At 35.5% G+C, this 18380-nt stretch carries 15 protein-coding genes; 7 read left to right on the forward strand and 8 right to left on the reverse strand.

Annotation, left to right across the window (positions count from 1 at the left end):
• Positions 1–17: 17 nt before the first annotated feature.
• The 4 genes from A9D35_RS03090 to A9D35_RS03105 are packed head-to-tail and all read right to left on the reverse strand — an operon-like array spanning position 18 to position 5802.
• Positions 18–1421 (reverse strand): sulfatase, encoded by a 1404-nt coding sequence (locus tag A9D35_RS03090; protein WP_066218876.1) that lies wholly within the window; start codon positions 1419–1421, stop codon positions 18–20.
• 22 nt (positions 1422–1443) lie between these two features.
• On the reverse strand, positions 1444–2208 hold the full coding sequence (locus tag A9D35_RS03095; RefSeq protein ID WP_174545283.1) for an SDR family NAD(P)-dependent oxidoreductase: 765 nt from the start codon (positions 2206–2208) through the stop codon (positions 1444–1446).
• A gap of 26 nt (positions 2209–2234) precedes the next feature.
• The gene (locus A9D35_RS03100; RefSeq protein ID WP_066218881.1) at positions 2235–3251 is read right to left on the reverse strand and encodes a zinc-dependent alcohol dehydrogenase; all 1017 of its coding nucleotides are present in this window, start codon (positions 3249–3251) and stop codon (positions 2235–2237) included.
• Between the two features lie 13 nt (positions 3252–3264).
• The gene (locus A9D35_RS03105) at positions 3265–5802 is read right to left on the reverse strand and encodes a glycoside hydrolase family 2 TIM barrel-domain containing protein (RefSeq protein ID WP_066218884.1); all 2538 of its coding nucleotides are present in this window, start codon (positions 5800–5802) and stop codon (positions 3265–3267) included.
• An 801-nt stretch (positions 5803–6603) separates the two neighbouring features.
• Here A9D35_RS03105 and A9D35_RS03110 point away from each other — a divergent pair.
• Positions 6604–8208, forward strand: a complete 1605-nt coding sequence (locus A9D35_RS03110; protein ID WP_066218888.1) for a tetratricopeptide repeat protein — start codon at positions 6604–6606, stop codon at positions 8206–8208.
• Between the two features lie 117 nt (positions 8209–8325).
• On the opposite strand, the gene A9D35_RS03115 is transcribed toward A9D35_RS03110, so the two are convergent.
• A complete protein-coding gene (locus A9D35_RS03115; RefSeq protein WP_141675458.1) occupies positions 8326–9570 on the reverse strand; it encodes an Ig-like domain-containing protein in 1245 nt (414 codons plus the stop codon).
• Between the two features lie 258 nt (positions 9571–9828).
• Complete coding sequence (locus A9D35_RS03120; protein ID WP_066218893.1) at positions 9829–10683, reverse strand: AraC family transcriptional regulator; 855 nt, start codon at positions 10681–10683, stop codon at positions 9829–9831.
• 202 nt (positions 10684–10885) lie between these two features.
• Here A9D35_RS03120 and A9D35_RS03125 point away from each other — a divergent pair, with 202 nt between their 5' ends.
• The 6 genes from A9D35_RS03125 (at position 10886) to A9D35_RS03145 (ending at position 15643) form a co-directional block, all read left to right on the forward strand.
• Positions 10886–12049 carry a cytochrome P450 gene (locus tag A9D35_RS03125; protein WP_066218896.1) on the forward strand — a complete coding sequence of 388 codons (1164 nt, stop codon included), beginning with the start codon at positions 10886–10888 and terminating at the stop codon, positions 12047–12049.
• A gap of 1 nt (position 12050) precedes the next feature.
• Positions 12051–12359: a 2Fe-2S iron-sulfur cluster-binding protein gene (locus A9D35_RS03130; RefSeq protein WP_066218901.1), complete on the forward strand. Its 309-nt coding sequence runs from the start codon at positions 12051–12053 to the stop codon at positions 12357–12359.
• Between the two features lies 1 nt (position 12360).
• Positions 12361–12657 carry an FAD-dependent oxidoreductase gene (locus A9D35_RS19380; RefSeq protein ID WP_262487475.1) on the forward strand — a complete coding sequence of 99 codons (297 nt, stop codon included), beginning with the start codon at positions 12361–12363 and terminating at the stop codon, positions 12655–12657.
• Positions 12658–12695: 38 nt separating this feature from the next.
• Entirely contained in the window at positions 12696–13613 is a 918-nt protein-coding gene (locus A9D35_RS19385) for an NAD(P)/FAD-dependent oxidoreductase (RefSeq protein ID WP_262487476.1), read from the forward strand.
• Positions 13614–13641: 28 nt separating this feature from the next.
• Entirely contained in the window at positions 13642–14757 is a 1116-nt protein-coding gene (locus A9D35_RS03140) for a Zn-dependent alcohol dehydrogenase (protein WP_066218904.1), read from the forward strand.
• Positions 14758–14842: 85 nt separating this feature from the next.
• A complete protein-coding gene (locus tag A9D35_RS03145; protein ID WP_066218907.1) occupies positions 14843–15643 on the forward strand; it encodes an alpha/beta hydrolase in 801 nt (266 codons plus the stop codon).
• Positions 15644–15780: 137 nt separating this feature from the next.
• On the opposite strand, the gene uxaC is transcribed toward A9D35_RS03145, so the two are convergent.
• Both uxaC and uxuA read right to left on the reverse strand, forming a co-directional pair.
• A complete protein-coding gene (gene uxaC / locus A9D35_RS03150; RefSeq protein WP_066225724.1) occupies positions 15781–17196 on the reverse strand; it encodes a glucuronate isomerase in 1416 nt (471 codons plus the stop codon).
• Between the two features lies 1 nt (position 17197).
• Positions 17198–18373, reverse strand: coding sequence for a mannonate dehydratase (gene uxuA, locus A9D35_RS03155; protein ID WP_066218911.1), 1176 nt, complete (start codon positions 18371–18373; stop codon positions 17198–17200).
• Between the last annotated feature and the right edge of the window lie 7 nt (positions 18374–18380).

Raw genomic sequence — 18380 nt, forward strand, 5'->3', positions numbered from 1 at the left:
ATTAACCGTTTTAATTATTAGTTTCTGTATTTATCTAGTCGCTCAATGGCGTCTTTTTCATATTGATGTTTTAGCATCCAACGTGGGCGTTCCAAAGACACTTCCCAATCAAAAAATTGCTTATATAAATCGTTTACAATGTCTGGATGCGTTGTCGCTAAATTGTTAACTTCAGATTCATCTTCAGCTAAATTGTACAATTCTGCAGGGCGATCTGGATAGCGAATTAATTTCCAATCCTGGTGTCTAATGGCACCTCTAATTTCTTTCTTCCAATACAATGTTTCGTGTGGTCTCGATTTGTTTTCCCCTGTTACGAAAGGCAATAGGTTAACACCATCTAAACCTGCAATTTGCTTTTCATTTCCTCCTGCTAGATTGTAAAACGTAGGGAATAAATCTAAGGTGCTAATAGGGTATTGGTACGTTGTATGCTTTTGTTGTTGATTTGGTAAGGCCATTAAAAAGGGTACACGAATACCACCTTCCAAATGATTGGCTTTAGTGCCGCCTAAAGGTTTATTTAAAGACGCATTGGTATCTGAGGGGCCGCCATTATCATTGGTAAAAACAATGATGGTGTTGTCTCGTAAACCTAGCTCGTCTAATTTATCGAATACTTTTCCGCAGGCACGATCTAAAGCCAAGGTCATGGCTGCTAAAGTTTTTCGTTTGCCTTTTAACTTTGGAAACTTTTTTAAATCGTCTGGATGCGCTTCCATAGGTGTATGCACCGCATTAAAAGACAAATACACAAAAAATGGTTGTGCTTTGTTTTCTTCAATAAATTGAACCGTTTCATGAGCCAAGGCATCGGTTAGATACTGTTTAGTCTCTTCAAAAGTGCCAAAACCACGTTCCATGCGATCTTCTTTTCTAGAGCTTTTATTATTCTCATCAAACTCGTAATAACTTCTCGCACCGCCTCTAAATCCGTAAAAGGTATCGAAACCGCGTTTTGTTGGATGAAAGCGGTCGGCGTTGCCCATATGCCATTTTCCGAATAAAGCCGTTTTATAACCTTGTTCTTTTAGGTATTCTGAAATTAATTTTTGATCAAGCGGTAAGCCCATCTCATCGCCTGTAGTTCCTGAAGCACTCATATAGCCAGGTACATTGTTTTCTTCGTAACCAAAACGTTGTTGGTATTTCCCGGTTAAAATCCCGGCTCTTGAAGGACCGCAAACCGCAGCAGATACGTAAGCTTGAGTAAAGCGAATGCTTTGTTCAGCCAGCTTGTCTAAGTTTGGGGTTTTGAATTCCTTACTGCCTTGAAAACCAAAATCGGCATAACCCGCATCATCCGATAAGATGAATATGATATTAGGCTGATTTTGACCATATACAAATGAAAACACTCCAAAAATAAACGCTGTTAAAATTGGAAATTTATAAGGTATTATGTTTAGAGTGTTTTTCATCTTTACTTTATTGTGGAATAGATTAGCGTCCCATCCAACCGCCGTCTACTAACACGATAGAACCGTTCATGTAGCTAGCAGCTTCTGAAGCTAGGAACACTGTTGGACCAGCAAAATCTTCTGGTTTTCCCCAACGTCCTGCTGGAATACGTGATAAAATAGACTCTGCACGCGCTGGATCGTTTCTTAAAGCTTCAGTATTATCTGTAGCGATATATCCTGGAGCAATGGCGTTTACATTCACACCTTTTCCTGCCCATTCGTTAGCAAAAGCCATGGTTAACTGACCAATGGCACCTTTACTAGCCGCATAACCTGGTACAGTAATCCCACCTTGGAAGGTTAATAATGAAGCTGTAAAAATGATTTTTCCAGCGCCTCTTGCTACCATTTCTTTACCGATTTCACGAGTTAAAATGAATTGTGCATTTTGATTTACCTCAATCACTTTATCCCACATCTCATCTGGATGTTCTGCAGCAGGCGTTCTTAATATAGTTCCTGCATTGTTTACTAAAATGTCAATTTGTGGATGATCGGCTTTAGCAGCTTCAATAAATTTATAAAGCGATTTTCTGTCTGAAAAGTCACATTGGTATGCCGAGAATTTTTTTCCTCTAGCTTCCACTTCTTTAGCCACATCGCTTCCTGATAATTCTAAAGATGCCGAAACACCAATAATATTTGCACCAGCTTCGGCCAAACCAATAGCCATAGCTTTGCCAATTCCTCTTTTACAACCTGTAACTAAAGCTGTTTTTCCTTCTAAACTGAATGTATTTAAAATGCTCATTTTTATTTATTTTTTAGAATTTATAACTGACAATCCATTAATACTTTTAAGCCATCAGGATTGCTATCTATGTTTTCGAAAACTTGTTGAATATTACTTAAAGGCTGTACATCGGTAATCATATCTTCAAAAGGTAATTCGTTTGCAGTGATAAGTTCGATAGATTTTTCGTAATCTTCCTTCTCATAAACACGAGCGCCAATTAAGCTTAATTCTTTCCAGAAAAATTTAAATAAATCTACTGGCTTTTTCTCTCCGTGAATAGCCACCATCACGATACGACCGCGAATTCCAGCAACTTCACACATAATGTCCAATGCTGGTTGCACGCCAGCCACTTCAAAAACCACATCGGCTCTACGGTTTTCTGTTTTACTTTTTACGTATTCCACTAAATCCACATCAATCGGACTCACAGCATCAAAACCAAGAGCTTTTGCTTTTTCAATACGCTTCGGGTTCACTTCAGAAATGATCACTTGTGCGCCAACTTCTTTAGCCACCATAGCCACTAATAAACCAATTGGACCACCACCTAGAACTACAGCAGTTTCACCTTTTACTAAACCACTTCTGCGTACATCGTGTGTAGCAACCGATAAAGGTTCAATTAAAGCAGCCAATTTTAAATCGGTTGTTTCTTTTAATTTATGTAAGGTAAATGTTGGTACATTCCAATATTGTTGCATTGCCCCTTCACTATCGATTCCAATAAATTTTAATTCTTCACAAATGTGATTGAAACCTTTATCGGAAGCTTTTACTTTTCTATCATCCAACGGACGAACCACAACTTTATCGCCAACGGCATAATCGGAAACACCATCGCCAACGGCATCAATAACCCCAGACATTTCATGCCCTATGGTTACAGGAATGTTTACACGTTTGTCCATCATACCGTGGTAAATATGAACATCGGTTCCACAAACACCAACATAAGCGACTTTAATTCTAACCTCGCCAGCAGCTGGTTCTGCCAATTCTTTTTCTATTACTTTGAAGGTTTTATCCCCTTCGTAACGTGTTGCTTTCATATCTTTTTAATTTTTATTTACTTTTTATTGAAATCGTTTCCGTTTTTAATCCGTGACCTTTGGTCTTAACATGAATAGTTCCTGGCGTTCCTGTAGCCTGAATAACTACCAAGGTTTTACCGTTATGCGTAGTGTTTTTGTTAGACTGAAAAGGTTGTACACTCTTTTTCCAACCGTTATCAACACCTAATAATTTGGCAGGTCCAGAAATTTCAAAATGAATTTCACGATCGTCTGTCGCTACAGGGTTTCCTTTGCTATCCGTAAGTTGTAACACAATATTTGATACATCGTAATGATTTGCTTCAAGCGTTAAATCATCAGCAATTAATTCGATTTCGGAAGATTTCGTGGCTGTAATAAGCTTCGATTCTGTTACAACTCCATCCTTAGAACCTTTAGCGATCAATGTACCTGAAGTAAAAGGCACGCCCCACTTATAAATATGATCTTCGAAATCTTTTAAATATTTTTTCCCTAGAGATTTATCATTTAAAAACAATTCAATTTCATCGCAATTTGAGTAGATTTCAACCGAAATCATTTCCCCTTTTTCATAGTTCCAATAGTCATTAACATCTTGCCATTCCCAAAGGGCATTTTTCCATTTATTAGGGTTTTTAGCTACGATGTTACCGTTGTCATCAATTTTGTTTAATGACTTTTCAATGGTTTGTGTCGCAATATGGATCATTGGCTTTTCGGTCCATAAGGATTGCATCATATAATAAGACCCTTTTGGAAAACCAGCAGTTGTTAACAAGCCAGAAGGTTGCACACGTACTGGCCAAGGCTCTCTAATTTCTCCCATATAATCGATACCTGTCCAAAGAAAAGTTCCAGAAATAAACGGACGCTCCATAATGGATTTCCATTCGTGGTACTGCGCTAAATTTTCGGTTCCCATAATTGGTTTATCCGGGTAGTTTTCGTGTCCGTAATCATATAAAATACGTCGATAACTATACCCAACTACATCTAAAGCATCGGTGTATCCAGACAAATGACTTACCGATGGTAATATTAAATTTGCTGTAACAGGACGTGTCGTATCTAAAGCTTTTGTCCAGCGTGATAATTTTTGAGCCGTTTCACCAATATCGTATTTACCTTTTGGCAGGGTTTCTAGCTGTTCCTTAATTTTTTCTGGAGAATATGGCGGCTGATCCCAAAAGTAATTTCCGTTCCAGTTCATATTTCCAAAAAAACCGGTTGCATCGGCATTTCTTGGGTAGGTCCACTCGATTTCATTACCAATACTCCATTGAAAGATTGAAGGGTGGTTACGATGACTTAACATGATAGCCGTTAAATCTTTCTTTGCCCATTCTTGAAAATGTTCTTGATAACCACGAGTAACGTAATCGACACTTTTTTCATTGGTGTTTAAACGTTTATCTTTAGGGTTATCCCATTCATCAAAAAACTCATCTTGTACCAAAAAGCCCATTTCATCACACAAATCCAAAAACTCGTTTGAAGCTGGATTATGGGAAATTCTAATAGCATTTACCCCTCCATCTTTAAGAATTTTAAGGCGTCTTTCCCAAACATCTTTTGGCACTGCTGCTCCTACGAGTCCGCCATCATGATGCAAACACACCCCCTTAATCTTCATATTTACACCATTTAAAAAGAAACCATTATTGGTATCAAACTTAATCGTACGGATTCCGAATGGGGTTTCAACCACATCAATAACCCTATTGTTTTTACTAATGGTTGTTACTGCTTTGTATAAATATGGTGAGTTAACATCCCAAAGTTGAGGATGGTTCACATTTAAATCCTGAGTGATTTCAGCTTTTGATTGCGCTTTAATAGCTAATTCAGAACTTGTTTTTGCGATTTCATTTTGGTTAGCATCAAAAATCTTAGTGGTAACAAAGACTTTTTCATCTGAATTGTATTCATTATTAAACGCCAAATCTATTTGAACCTTTGCTAAATCTTCCGTAACAGAAGGGGTTGTAACAAAAGTTCCCCAAATAGGAATATGAAGTTTATTGGTCGTAACTAATTTTACATTTCTGTAAATTCCTGCCCCTGTATACCAACGGCTATCGGCATAGCGGCTATGATCTACTTTTACGATAATAGTATTCGCTTTACCATTTGAATTTAAATAAGGGGTTAAATTGTAATAGAAAGGTGAATATCCATAAGGATGAAATCCTAATTTGTGACCATTTATATATACCTCAGAATTATTGTAAACACCGTCAAAAAGAACATAAGTTAATTGGTTCGAGTCCGTTTTTAAATTGAACTCCTTTTTATAATAACCGTAACCTGCACTTGGTATAAATCCAGTAGCTTTAGCATCGTCGCCCAAAGATTCATCAAACCCGTTTTCAACAACCCAATCGTGCGGTAGGTTAACCTTTTTATACTGCGTTGCACTTATATTATTATAGTCAACATCGGTTCTACTTAAATAAAAACCCCAATCTAAATTAAAATCCAATTCTCGATTAAATTCAGCCATATTTTGAGAATACGATAAAAAATGACCGCAAATAATAAAAACCACATAAAATATATTCTTCATATTTAGTAAATTATTAGAATACAAAAATGGCTTTTATAATTCAGAGCAGATAGTTTTTGTACTAGACTAGAACTGTACAACTTTAGTTTATCCCTTTATTTTACTACAAAAACACTCAACATAAACAGATTTTAGCATGTTTTCTCGCTTACTTTTAAAAACACTTAACCTGAAAATTTTATAGATCGTGAATTTTAAAGCATCAAAGAAATTGACATAAAACACAAATTAGTTTAACTGATTTTCTTAAAAAGTTAAGATTAGAAGTGACCAAATTATTTTAAAATTTTCACACGATACTCTTATATATATTAAATAGTAACACCATGATCACGGTGGGATTGACAAACCAAAAAGTCAAAATATTTCTAGACAAACATATAGATTGAACCAAATAACCGTATTCGAATACTTGCCATATTCATTATTTACCCCATTAAAACTATTATTAATTTCATTGATTATGATCGCATTTTTTAAGAAATTAATATTTATAACATAATTATTTACGAATTACACACTAGACAATAACTGAACATGGCATAAAAATTAAACATAATTAAACACGACAAAACAAGAACACCATATAAATACAACAAACTAAATATCAATTCATTACACCTAAAATAATTAAGTCTTTTTCTAACAAAATTGAATTTTAACTAGACAATCACCCATATATAGCCTTCTTAGAAAGCTTAGAATCACTATTTATTTTATTTACATTTGAAAAGACGCAAACAAACTAAACACTGTACTTGTTGAGTACAGAATAAACTAACAATTTATTCATTTAACCCGATGAAACGAATTAAACTATTTATTGTTCTACTGTTAACAACCTTTCAGTTAATTAAGGCACAAAGTGTTATTAAACGAGACTCCTTTTATAGAAAGGCTGAAATTATTAAATATGAATCCCCTGATAGCGCTGCCATTTATTTTCAGAAAAGTGTAGATTACCAACTCCAGGAGCAGGATACTTTGGCAGCCATTAACAGTTTAAAAGAATTATCCTTTTTATATGCTCATAATGTGAATTATGGAAAATCGTATGATGGCTATTGGAACGCTTTACTTTTAGCAGACAAATCTAACGATTCGGTATCTATCGCTAGCATTTATAATCAACTAGGTTGGCTTTATAGCTTTTACAAACGAGACAATGAAGCCTTAAAATACTTTAATAAAGCCATCGCTATTGATAAAAAACTTAAAGTAGACCCTATAGACTATAACACCAACTTAAGAAGCGATTATTTTTCTATTGCAGTTTTTCATCGTGATAACGATCAATTTGAGTTGGCCCGCAAATACTTAGATAGCAGTAATATTTATCATTTAAAAATCACCAGTCAAACCCCTTATTTTGCTAATTCAGAACTTGGTTATATTTTATGCAAAGAAGGTAATTATACAGAAGGCCTAAAATTGCTTAAAATCTCTGAATCTTATTTCGAGGAATCAGACCCGTCCTACCTAACGATGATATATTATTTATTAGGCGAAGTATACCGAGACTTAAATGATTTTGATTTAAGTGAATTGTATTTAAAGAAATCTTTAGAATTCGGTGAGAAATATCACACGCATAGTAATTACGCACCACGAAATTATCAAGCCCTTTCCGAACTTTACCGTGCCAATAATAAATTCAAAGACGCATATAAAGCCTTGTTAAAAGCTAATGAATTGAATAATAATATTTTTGGTGGACGTAGCGAAAACAACCAACATTTATTAGAAATTAAGGACGATTTTAGGGTAGAAAAACAAAAACAAGACGCCCTTTTAAAAGAAAAGCGTTTAGCAGAATTAGAACACGAAGATAAAATATGGCTTTTAAAAACAGTCTTACTTATAGTCGTTGTATTGTTTATATCTCTTTTTGCTGCTTTATTTGTTAGAAACTTAAGGATTAAGCATAAATCTGAAAAACTAAATTTAAGAAAGCAACAAGACATAGAGCGAAAACGACAAAACGATATTTTAGAATTAAAAAACAAACAATTGGCGGCATCTGCCCTACAACTCATAGAAAAAGACGAGTTTTTAGAAACAATCAATTCAAAATTATCTAAACAAGATACTCAGATTGATACTAATGTTATTAAACGTATGGTAAAAAGTATTCAAGGGAATACTGCAAGTAATTGGAAAGAATTTGAAGCCCGGTTTACGAATATAAATCAAAGTTTTTATGCTAACATCACAGAAAAATTCCCAAAACTAAGCCAGACCGACCAAAAGTTATGCGCTTTAATAAAATTGAATTTTTCAAGCAAGGAAATGGCATCCATATTAGGGATAAGCGTAGAAAGTGTACACACGTCTCGTTACCGTTTACGCAAAAAATTAGGCTTAGAACGCAATGATAACTTAACCGATTTTATCAATGAATTCTAAACCTGAAAACTATGTATAAAGCCTTATTAATTAATAAGAACTCATACAATTAAAATATGCCATGAATACAAAAATTAATTTAATTAATGTATTCGTGGCAATTTAAAAGTAAGTGGATTATTCCTGTTCTAAAGTCCAGGTTCTTACCCAATCCACTTTCATGGTATTTATAGTGTTATCATTCAATTCAGATTTTGCAGGAAGCCCTCCTAACCAATTATCATTAGAAGTCCACAAATCAAAAATAATTTCTAAATCTCTAGTAAACTCACGATCGGGATATTCCTTTCCAGAACGATCATGTCCTACAACAACACTCCCCGCAGGTTCTCCATCTAAATAAAACTGTATATGTTTGGAATCTTTCCACCACACACCAAAGGTATGGTAATCTTCATTCCACTTTACGTTTTTACTAGGGTTAGTATCTGATAAGTTACTTTGGTTAAAATTATCTTCGTCCCTAATAACTCCCGGCGTTTTGTTTGAATCGGCCTGGAAATATTGCGAATTCATTTGTAGTGGAAAATCTGGCTGGCAATCGCATGATGGTTTTGCATTGTTTTCAATAATATCAATTTCATCACGATTGTAGGAGTCCCCATTATTTAACCAATACGTATTATAGGCAGAAATATATGATGCCTTTATACGGGCTTCGGTATACATTGGGTAATTGGCTTTCTCTCGTGAATGAATTCTTGCCGTTTGAAACCATCTATCTTCCGGATTACTTTCGTTTAACGTGGCTTTAATCCATAAATTTCCATCTGCAACTCCAGAATTTGTACCTGCTGTCGTCATAAATACAGGCACCCCATAATTCCATGTCGATTTAAACCATTTATTGCTGTCCCAAACTTCAAATTCATCAGACATTTGTTCATTTTTTACCCATTTTTTGCCTTCTGGGGTGGTGTTATTTATAGAAACAAATGAGGGATAATTAGGATCTATATTTTCAAAATCTTCAGCGGTCGGTCCTTCTACTGGATTTACGGTAACATAAACAGTCGCCGTATCTGAATCGCCATCCTTATCCTTTAAAGTATACGTAAAACGGTCTTCCCCATTAAAATTTGCCTCAGGAATGTATTCAAAAATACCATCGCTAATTTCTGTAACCTCGCCATGAGTTGCATCGGTTAACAAGCTGTAATCGTCTCCATCGCCACCATCCTTGCCAATATCATCGTTTGCAGATACATTTATTTGGTTTACCTCTCCTGCTTTACTGTTTTCAAATACAATAAGTTCATCATCAACTGCTGTTGGTTTATAATCTTCTTGTACCGATTCGGAATCAGATCCGCAGTGTACCAATGAAAAACATAGCATAGCAATTACGCTTAATTGTATCATATTGCTTAAAAATTTTATTCTTAATACCATTTCAATAGTTTTAAATTCTGCCATCAAAATTATTGATACTAATGATAAACAATACATGATTACACTAGACAAGAACTAAACATAGGTTGATATTTATAATTTTTTACCAACTTTTTATCGATAACTAATCCTTTTTATGCGATTCATTAAAACTGAAACTTAAATTCTGTTGTACTACTATTTAAACAAAAATTACAACACAATTGATTACTAGATACACCTTAAAAATTACTGATTCAAATAATTTTTACGAAACTGCAAAGGCGAACAATTCATAAATTTCTGGAACTGTTTATAGAAATAGGGCAAACTCTCAAAACCACATTCGTATGCAATTTGGCCCACCTGTTTATTGGTCTCTATAAGTTGTTTACACACAATATTTATTCGATATTCATTAACAAACGTAAATAAAGATTTATTTAGTGATTTTTTAAAAAACCTACAAAAGGCTTCATCACCCATTGAAACTAACGAAGCAACATCGTTAAGTATTATTTTTTTATCGTAATGGGCATGAATGTATTCGTATACCTTATCAATTCTCGCGTTGGCTTTTATATTTAAGGAACTCGAAAAATATTCAGAAGACAGCAATTCATAATCATCGATTAATGCGAGTTCATTGAGCAATTGTACGAAACTCATCAATTTATCAAACGCAGGTTTATTTAAAATTGAAACAAGTTCATTATAATAGGTTTCTCCCACTTGTGAACTAAATTTAATGCCCCTTACCGATTTTGCTAATAGATTTTTAATGTGATAAAATTCATCTTTATAAATCCAATCGGCACCTAATAAATTTTCATCCCACTGGAACACCAACGATTTTACTCTAGATCCAGAATTCAAGGTATTCTTCCAACAATGTGGCAAATTACTTCCGAATAAAACAAAATCGCCAGCATCAAATTTCTGTACGCTATTTGCTACATACCTAATCCCCTCTCCTTTTTCTATAAACGTAAGCTCAAATTCTGGATGAAAATGCCAAGGTGCATTAAAATTCACATCCTCATAAACAAAAGCTTTAAAAGAAGAATGAATTGGTGTGCTTACTTTTTCAAATTGTGCTTTCAAAACGGATTTTATTTAAGAAATTAAAAATTAACAGAATTACATTCTATGCAAAAAAACTACACTTATTAACTCCAATACTAAATTACATCAATAAACATGTCAATATAGATACTTTTTTAGCTAAATACGATACTTTCTTGTAAAAACTTTTTTTACACTTTTGTTCATTCCAGCACTAACTTTTAAATGAAATACACCACCCATGGATAAAAGTAAAATTAATGATCCTTTTGAAAATGATAGACTTGAAAAAGGATTTGGCGAAATGGACGACCAAAACGATCCTGTTGTTATGGTATTGGGCCATAAAGATGTAAGACGGTGCGCCCACAATTGGAAAACCTATCAGTCTGGTGCAAAACCTGGACGCATTGTTATTCCTTCAGAAGTAAATATTCGCGACACACGCCAGATCCCTTTTGAGCTAGATCCACCAATGCATGGGGATTATAGAGCACTATTAGAGCAGTGGTTTAAACGCCCTTTAGAAGCAGATTACGAAGCTGAATTAAAAAAACAAATCAGCAACTTGTTTGATGACGTTTTAGATCAAGATAAAACAGAAGTTATTCATGATTTTTCCCTAAAACTACAATCAAGAGCCCTCACTCTATTATTTAACGTACCATTTTCTGTTTCCGAAACTTGGATTTCTTGGGGAACGCATGTTTTTAGAAGTGAAGACACTTCCTTAGATGCCAGTAAAGCAAATGTATTGTACGATTATATTGATGAACAAATTGATAAAAGTAGTGCAAACCCGGGCGATGATTTTTACTCGCAACTTTTAGCATCAGAAGTCAACGGTAAAAAATTAACAAAAGAAGAAATTAAAGGTATTGTTATTTTAACTTTTGCCGGCGGAAGAGATACCGTAATTAATGCGGTTACGAACTCTATTGCTTATTTCGCAGAACATCCAGAATCTTTAGAACGACTACGTAAAGAGCCCGAATTAACAACTACCGCAATAGAAGAATTAGTACGCTATTTTTCACCTTTAACCCAAATGGGACGTGTGGCAACAGAAGATGCTATGGTTTGTGAACATGCCGTAAAAGCCGATACTAGAATTTCTCTAAACTGGGCTTCTGCAAATAGAGATGCTAAGGTTTTTGAAAATGCAAATGAAGTTGTTATCGATAGGAAACTTAATCCACATGTCGCATTTGGTTTCGGAACTCATAATTGTTTGGGCGCTACTCATGCCAGACAAATTTTAAAAATTTTAATACACACTCTAATTGAGAAAGTGGAATCTATAGAGATTCTAGATTATAAAGAAAACATAGAAGACCTTGGCGATTATAAGCGCAAAGTAGGTTTTAATAAAATCAATGTAAAATTCAATAGTAAACTAAATTAAAATGGCTAAAATAATTTTTGTAACAAAAGATAACGATACCATAAGCACTGAAGGAACTACTGGAAGTGTCATGGAACTTGCTGTACAAAACAAAGTTAAAGGGATTGAAGGTAATTGTGGCGGCGTGTGTTCTTGTGCCACCTGCCATGTGCATGTATCTCCAGAAGATTGGGATAAAATTGGTGCTCCGAGCGAATTAGAAAGCGATATGCTTGAATTTGATGAAAATGTAAGTGAGTACAGCCGTTTATCATGTCAGATACAAGTTAGCGATGCCCTTGATGGAGTTATTTTAAAGGTTGCGCAATAGGATGTTAGAACATACTAAACATAAAACATGTGTTGTAATTGGCGCCAGTCATGCTGGTGTTAATTTTGCTTTTAATTTAAGACGAGAAGGTTGGCAAGGCGACATTTTGGTGTTCGATAGTGATCCTGAAATGCCGTATCACAGGCCTCCGCTTTCTAAAACATATATTACTTCGGAAGATGATTCGATAATAGACACGCTATTTCCTGAACAAAATTATAAGACCGATGCGATTACTTTAAATTTAGGTAAGACCATTTTGGCTATAAACAAACACGAAAAATCATCACGCTGCTAGATGGCACCGATCAAACTTACGACAAGCTAGTCATAGCAATGGGCGCACGGCCTTTTATTCCGCCAATTACAGGTATAGAAACGGCAAAAAACCTATTCCCAATGCGCACCTATGCCGATGCTATTCATATAAAAAAGGCCTTAAAAGCATCAGCACAGAAGCGAGTTGTGATTATTGGAGGTGGTTATATCGGTTTAGAAACGGCTGCTTCCTTAAAAAAAATGGGTGCAGACGTTACTGTTTTAGAACGTGAACCACGCGTTTTAGCACGCATTACGGCCCCTGAAATGTCTGAGTTTTTTCAAGATTTACATACCGAAAATGCTGTTGATGTATGCACTAATAAAAATGTAATTTCTATAGAAAACACGGCGCATTCAAATCGAATAATTTGTGATGATAACACGACATATTTAGCCGATGTTATTGTTATTGGCGTTGGAATAAAAGTGAATGTAGAACTTGCACAAGCCGCTGGTTTAGAAATTGAAAATGGTATTAAAGTCGATGAAACATGCCAGACTTCTAACGAAAATATTTACGCTATTGGAGATTGCACGTTTCATTTCAATCCACATTACAAAAGATTTATCCGATTAGAATCTGTTCAAAATGCCGTAGATCAAGCCAAAGTCGCTGCTGCAGCTATTTGCGAACAAACTGTGACTTACAATACTATGCCTTGGTTTTGGTCAGATCAATTCGATGTAAAGTTACAAATGGTCGGACTCTCTACAGGTTACAACCAAATTATAAAACGAGTTGAACTAAACCATCCTAGAAGTCTTTCGGTTTGGTATTTTAAAGACGACGAACTTTTAGCAGTAGATGCAGTTAATAATGCAAAAGCCTATGTTTTGGGTGGTCGTTTTATATCCGGAAAACAACGTATAGATAAGGCTAAATTACAAGATTCAACTATTGCAATTACGCCGAGGAGCATTCTTAAAGATTAAAAACAAACTTAACTATTAAAAAAATTATATGTCCATAATTTCAAAATGCGCGATTGCAAAAGGCGACGGAACTTTTAGTATTGAAACTGTAAATGTAGAAAGTCCAAAAGCCGAAGAAGTACTTGTTAAAGTGAAAGCTGCAGGGCTTTGCCACACAGATCATGATTCCTTACATTGGGGAAAACCTATAGTTATGGGGCACGAAGGTGCTGGTATTGTTGAACAGGTTGGAAATGCTGTTACCGACTTAAACGTTGGGGATTATGTGATTTTAAATTGGGCAACCCCATGCATGTCTTGCTTTCAGTGCCAAGAAGGCAATCAGCATATTTGTGAAAATAATTCGCCTGTTACTGCCGGTGGAAATGGATACACTCCTGGTCATGCGCATTTAGAAGGTACCACTTGGAATAACTCCCCTATTGAACGTTCTTTTAACATCGGAACGCTTTCAGAATACACCTTAGTTAAAGCATCGGCCTGTGTAAAAGTTGAAACCGATATGCCCGTGGCTTCAGCAAGTATTATTAGTTGCGGTGTGATGACTGGTTATGGCTCTGTTGTAAATTCGGCTAAACTTCAAGCAGGAAGTTCCGCTGTAGTTCTAGGCACTGGAGGTGTCGGATTAAATGTTATTCAGGGTGCTAGAATTTCTGGGGCTTCAAAAATTATCGCTATCGATATTAATCAGGAACGTCTAGATATGGCTTTACAATTTGGAGCTACGCATACCATATTAGCCGATAAAAATGATGATGGATTATTAAAAGCTTCCGAAGCCGTTAAAAAACTCACCAATGGCAGAGGTGCCGATTATGCGTTTGAATGTACTGCAATTCCAGCTTTGGGGGCAGCACCATTAGCTATGATTAGAAATGCAGGAACAGCAGTTCAAGTTAGCGGAATTGAAGAAGAAATCACCATCGATATGCGATTGTTTGAATGGGATAAAGTTTACATTAATCCTCTGTACGGGAAATGTAGACCGCAAATAGATTTCCCCAAATTGGTAAACCTGTATAAAAAAGGTGATTTAATGCTAGATGAAATGATTACTAGAACCTACCCATTAGAAGACTTGCAACAAGCTTTAGACGATATGTTGGCTGGTAGAAATGCTAAAGGGGTCATCGTTTTTGATTAGGGAAATAGGAAAGTTATACACCGACACATTAAATTTAATCCATTCTTTAAAAAGCTACATCCTATTTATAAATACCAACATACAAATGACATCGAATTTTAGAACCACAGAAATATCCAATCCCGAATTTGAAAGTAATAACCTGAGATTTATTACCGTAAAATCACGGAATTTAAATGGTCGTGGCGATATTTGTGTATTTGTTCCACCCTTCAAAAATTTAAAAAACGTTCCCATAGTAACGCTGCTCCATGGTGTTTATGGCAGTGCTTGGATTTGGGCACATAAAGCTGGTGTGCACTTTACTGCATTAAAAATGATGGAACAAGGTATAATTCAACCTATGGTTTTTGCCATGCCCTCTGACGGTTTATGTGGAGATGGTTCGGCATATTTACCACATGACAATGCCAATTACGAACAATGGATCGTGAATGACGTGATAGCTGCTGTAACAGAAAACATTTCATGCACTTCAAAAGATTCTCCATTATTTATTTCTGGCCTTTCTATGGGAGGCTATGGCGCTTTAAGATTGGGTGCAAAATATCCAGCGAAATATAAAGCAATTTCAGCACAGTCCTCCATAACCAACATCAATCAATTGCATTTATTTGTTGAAGAGGCAGAATCTAATTACTATCAAAATGACAGAACTACTGAAGATGTTTTTAAACTGATGCTTCAAAATAAAGAAGGCCTACCTCCTTTGCGTTTCGATTGTGGTAAAGATGATTTATTAATTGCCTATAACAGAACCTTACATCAAGAGTTACTAGCTCATCATATCGATCATATTTATGAAGAATTTGAAGGTGCTCACGATTGGTCGTATTGGCAAAAACACGTAAAAAAATCACTGTTATTTTTTAATCAGTTTATTTGAAACTAATCACGTTTTATAAAAAAAATAGAGTTCATTTTCTTCTTATACATTTTACAAAAGACTAAAAATAACACTTCACATAACAACTATGCTGGTAAGGTTACAAGCCTGGATTCACTAGGTTGAAGACCAAAATTTTATTTTTCGAAATTAAAATAGTTCACAGCATTATGGTAACAAATATCTTGCACCATAGCTCCTAAAAATTCAATATCGTTTGGCACCAATCCTTTGTTTAAATCTTCTGCCAATACATCGCATAAAATACGTCTGAAATATTCGTGTCTTGGAAACGACAAGAAACTTCTACTATCGGTTAACATCCCAACAAAACGACTTAAAAGTCCCATATTAGAGAGGGTATTTAACTGCTTTTCCATTCCATCTTTTTGGTCTAAAAACCACCAACCAGAACCCCATTGCATTTTACCCGGCGTACCACCAGTCTGGAAATTCCCCATCATAGTAGCAAACACTTCGTTTTGCGACGGATTTAAATTATACGTTATCGTTTTAGCTAATTGATTGGTTGAATCTAAGGTGTTAAACAACTTCGACATGAATTCTGCCATCGGGAAATCGCCTATAGAATCGCATCCTGCATCTAAGCCTACTTGCTCTACCAAACGACTATTATTATTTCGAATGGGGCCTAAATGGTACTGCTGTACCCAATCTAACTTATGGTATTGTTTCGCTAAATAAATGAATAAAAAGGATCTGTATTTATTGATTTCCAAGGTTGAAAGTGCTTCCGATTTTAATCGTTTTTCAAAAATACTAGATGCTTCTTCTAAAGCGCAATCTTCAATAGTTAAGGCTTCACCAACACCAAAATCTGACAATCGGCAGCCATGGTCATGAAAAAATTGTATTCTAGAATCAATTTCAGCGATAAATTCTGAAAACTTAGTAATCTTGGTTTTAGAAGCTGTTTCTAATTTTTTTAAATATCCAGAGAATTTTTCTTCTGCAATAAAGAACAATTCATCTGCTCTAAAAGTCGGATAAACTTTAGTAAAGAACCCTGCTTTAGCAATTTGTTTATGATAGGCTAAATCGTCTGTAGGATCATCTGTTGTACAAACCACCTCTACATTCATGTGTTCTAAAAGTTGAGCAGGTGTTTTATCTTCTAAAATTTTATTGGCTTGCTCGTAAATAGTTTCAGCGGTACTCGGTTGCAACACCAAATCGATATTGAAATAGCGTTTTAATTCTAGATGCGTCCAATGAAACAACGGATTTCTTAAAGTATAGGTTACCGTTTCTGCCCATTTTTTAAATTTATCTGCTTTTGAAGCCGATCCTGTTATAAATTCCTCATCTATACCATTTGCTCGCATTCCGCGCCATTTATAATGGTCGCCTTGTAGCCAAGCATCGGTAAGATTTCCTATAGGCTGATTTTCTGCAATTTGCTTTGCCGATAAGTGATTATGGTAATCAATAATCGGCATATCTTTAGCGTACTTATGATATAAAATCTCTGCCGCCTTTGAGTTCAATAAAAAATGATCTGTAATAAATCCTTCAGATTGTATAGCTGCCATTTTAAATACTTTTTGCGATTCCAAGTTCTAATCCGCGTAATTCAGCAAGACCTCTTAAACGTCCAATGCCAGAATATCCTGGATTGGTTTTCTTTTTTAAATCGTCTAACATCTGGTGACCGTGATCTGGGCGCATCGGAATATTCCAATCTGTTTTACCTCCAGCTTTACGTTTACGCTCTTCTAAAACAATAGCTTTTACCACATCGTACATTGGCACATCACCTTCTAAATGATTCGCTTCGTGGAAATTCCCAGCAGCATCACGCTCGGTACTTCTTAAATGAATAAAGTGTGCACGATCTGCAAAACGTTTAAAAATCTGAACCAAATCGTTAGACGCAATAACGCCTAAAGACCCGGTACAAAATGTAATTCCGTTAGATCTGTCTGGAACTTGCTCAAACAAATAGGCATAATCGGCTTCTGTACTTACCACTCGAGGAAGTCCTAAAATTGGAAATGGTGGATCGTCTGGATGGATGCACATTAGCACCTCATTTTGTGACGCAACAGGAATAATTTCCTTTAAAAAAGCGACTAAATTCGCCTTTAATACCGTAGCATCAATATGGGCATAAGTATCTAAAACGGTTTGAAACTGCTCTAAAGTATAACCTTCTTCTGCTCCTGGTAATCCTGCGATTATATTGTTTACCAACTGTGTTTTGTCGGCTTCAGTCATGGCATCGAAATAACGTTTTGCCGTGCTTTTTTCTGCTTCCGTATACGTCGATTCTGCTCCTGGGCGTTTCAGTAAAAACAATTCGAAAGCTGCAAAAGCAGCAGCATCGAAACGTAAGGCACGAGACCCATCGGCAACTTCGTAATTTAAATCGGTACGCGTCCAATCCAGAACCGGCATAAAATTATAACATACTATGTGAATGCCACAAGCAGCTAAATTTCCGATACTCTGTTTATAGTTGTCTATATACTTCTGAAAATCTCCAGAGCGTGTTTTTATACTTTCATGAACGGGGATACTTTCTACCACGCTCCATGTTAATCCAGCCTCTTCAATAGTTTTTTTCCGTTCTAAAATATCTTCTGTTTTCCAAACGGTTCCGTTAGGAATATGATGTAAGGCCGATACAATACCGGTTGCACCTGCTTGTTTTATATCTGATAAGGTTACTGGATCTTTTGGTCCGTACCATCTCCATGTTTGTTCCATACTATTA

The organism is Formosa haliotis (assembly GCF_001685485.1).
Lineage (GTDB): Bacteria > Bacteroidota > Bacteroidia > Flavobacteriales > Flavobacteriaceae > Formosa > Formosa haliotis.

Coding starts and splice junctions, on each gene's coding strand:
- A9D35_RS03090 (WP_066218876.1), bottom strand. CDS start 1,421: ATGAAAAACACTCTAAACATAATACCTTATAAATTTCCAATTTTAACA.
- A9D35_RS03100 (WP_066218881.1), bottom strand. CDS start 3,251: ATGAAAGCAACACGTTACGAAGGGGATAAAACCTTCAAAGTAATAGAA.
- A9D35_RS03105 (WP_066218884.1), bottom strand. CDS start 5,802: ATGAAGAATATATTTTATGTGGTTTTTATTATTTGCGGTCATTTTTTA.
- A9D35_RS03110 (WP_066218888.1), top strand. CDS start 6,604: ATGAAACGAATTAAACTATTTATTGTTCTACTGTTAACAACCTTTCAG.
- A9D35_RS03115 (WP_141675458.1), bottom strand. CDS start 9,570: ATGATACAATTAAGCGTAATTGCTATGCTATGTTTTTCATTGGTACAC.
- A9D35_RS03125 (WP_066218896.1), top strand. CDS start 10,886: ATGGATAAAAGTAAAATTAATGATCCTTTTGAAAATGATAGACTTGAA.
- A9D35_RS03130 (WP_066218901.1), top strand. CDS start 12,051: ATGGCTAAAATAATTTTTGTAACAAAAGATAACGATACCATAAGCACT.
- A9D35_RS19380 (WP_262487475.1), top strand. CDS start 12,361: ATGTTAGAACATACTAAACATAAAACATGTGTTGTAATTGGCGCCAGT.
- A9D35_RS19385 (WP_262487476.1), top strand. CDS start 12,696: ATGGGCGCACGGCCTTTTATTCCGCCAATTACAGGTATAGAAACGGCA.
- A9D35_RS03140 (WP_066218904.1), top strand. CDS start 13,642: ATGTCCATAATTTCAAAATGCGCGATTGCAAAAGGCGACGGAACTTTT.
- A9D35_RS03145 (WP_066218907.1), top strand. CDS start 14,843: ATGACATCGAATTTTAGAACCACAGAAATATCCAATCCCGAATTTGAA.
- uxaC (WP_066225724.1), bottom strand. CDS start 17,196: ATGGCAGCTATACAATCTGAAGGATTTATTACAGATCATTTTTTATTG.
- uxuA (WP_066218911.1), bottom strand. CDS start 18,373: ATGGAACAAACATGGAGATGGTACGGACCAAAAGATCCAGTAACCTTA.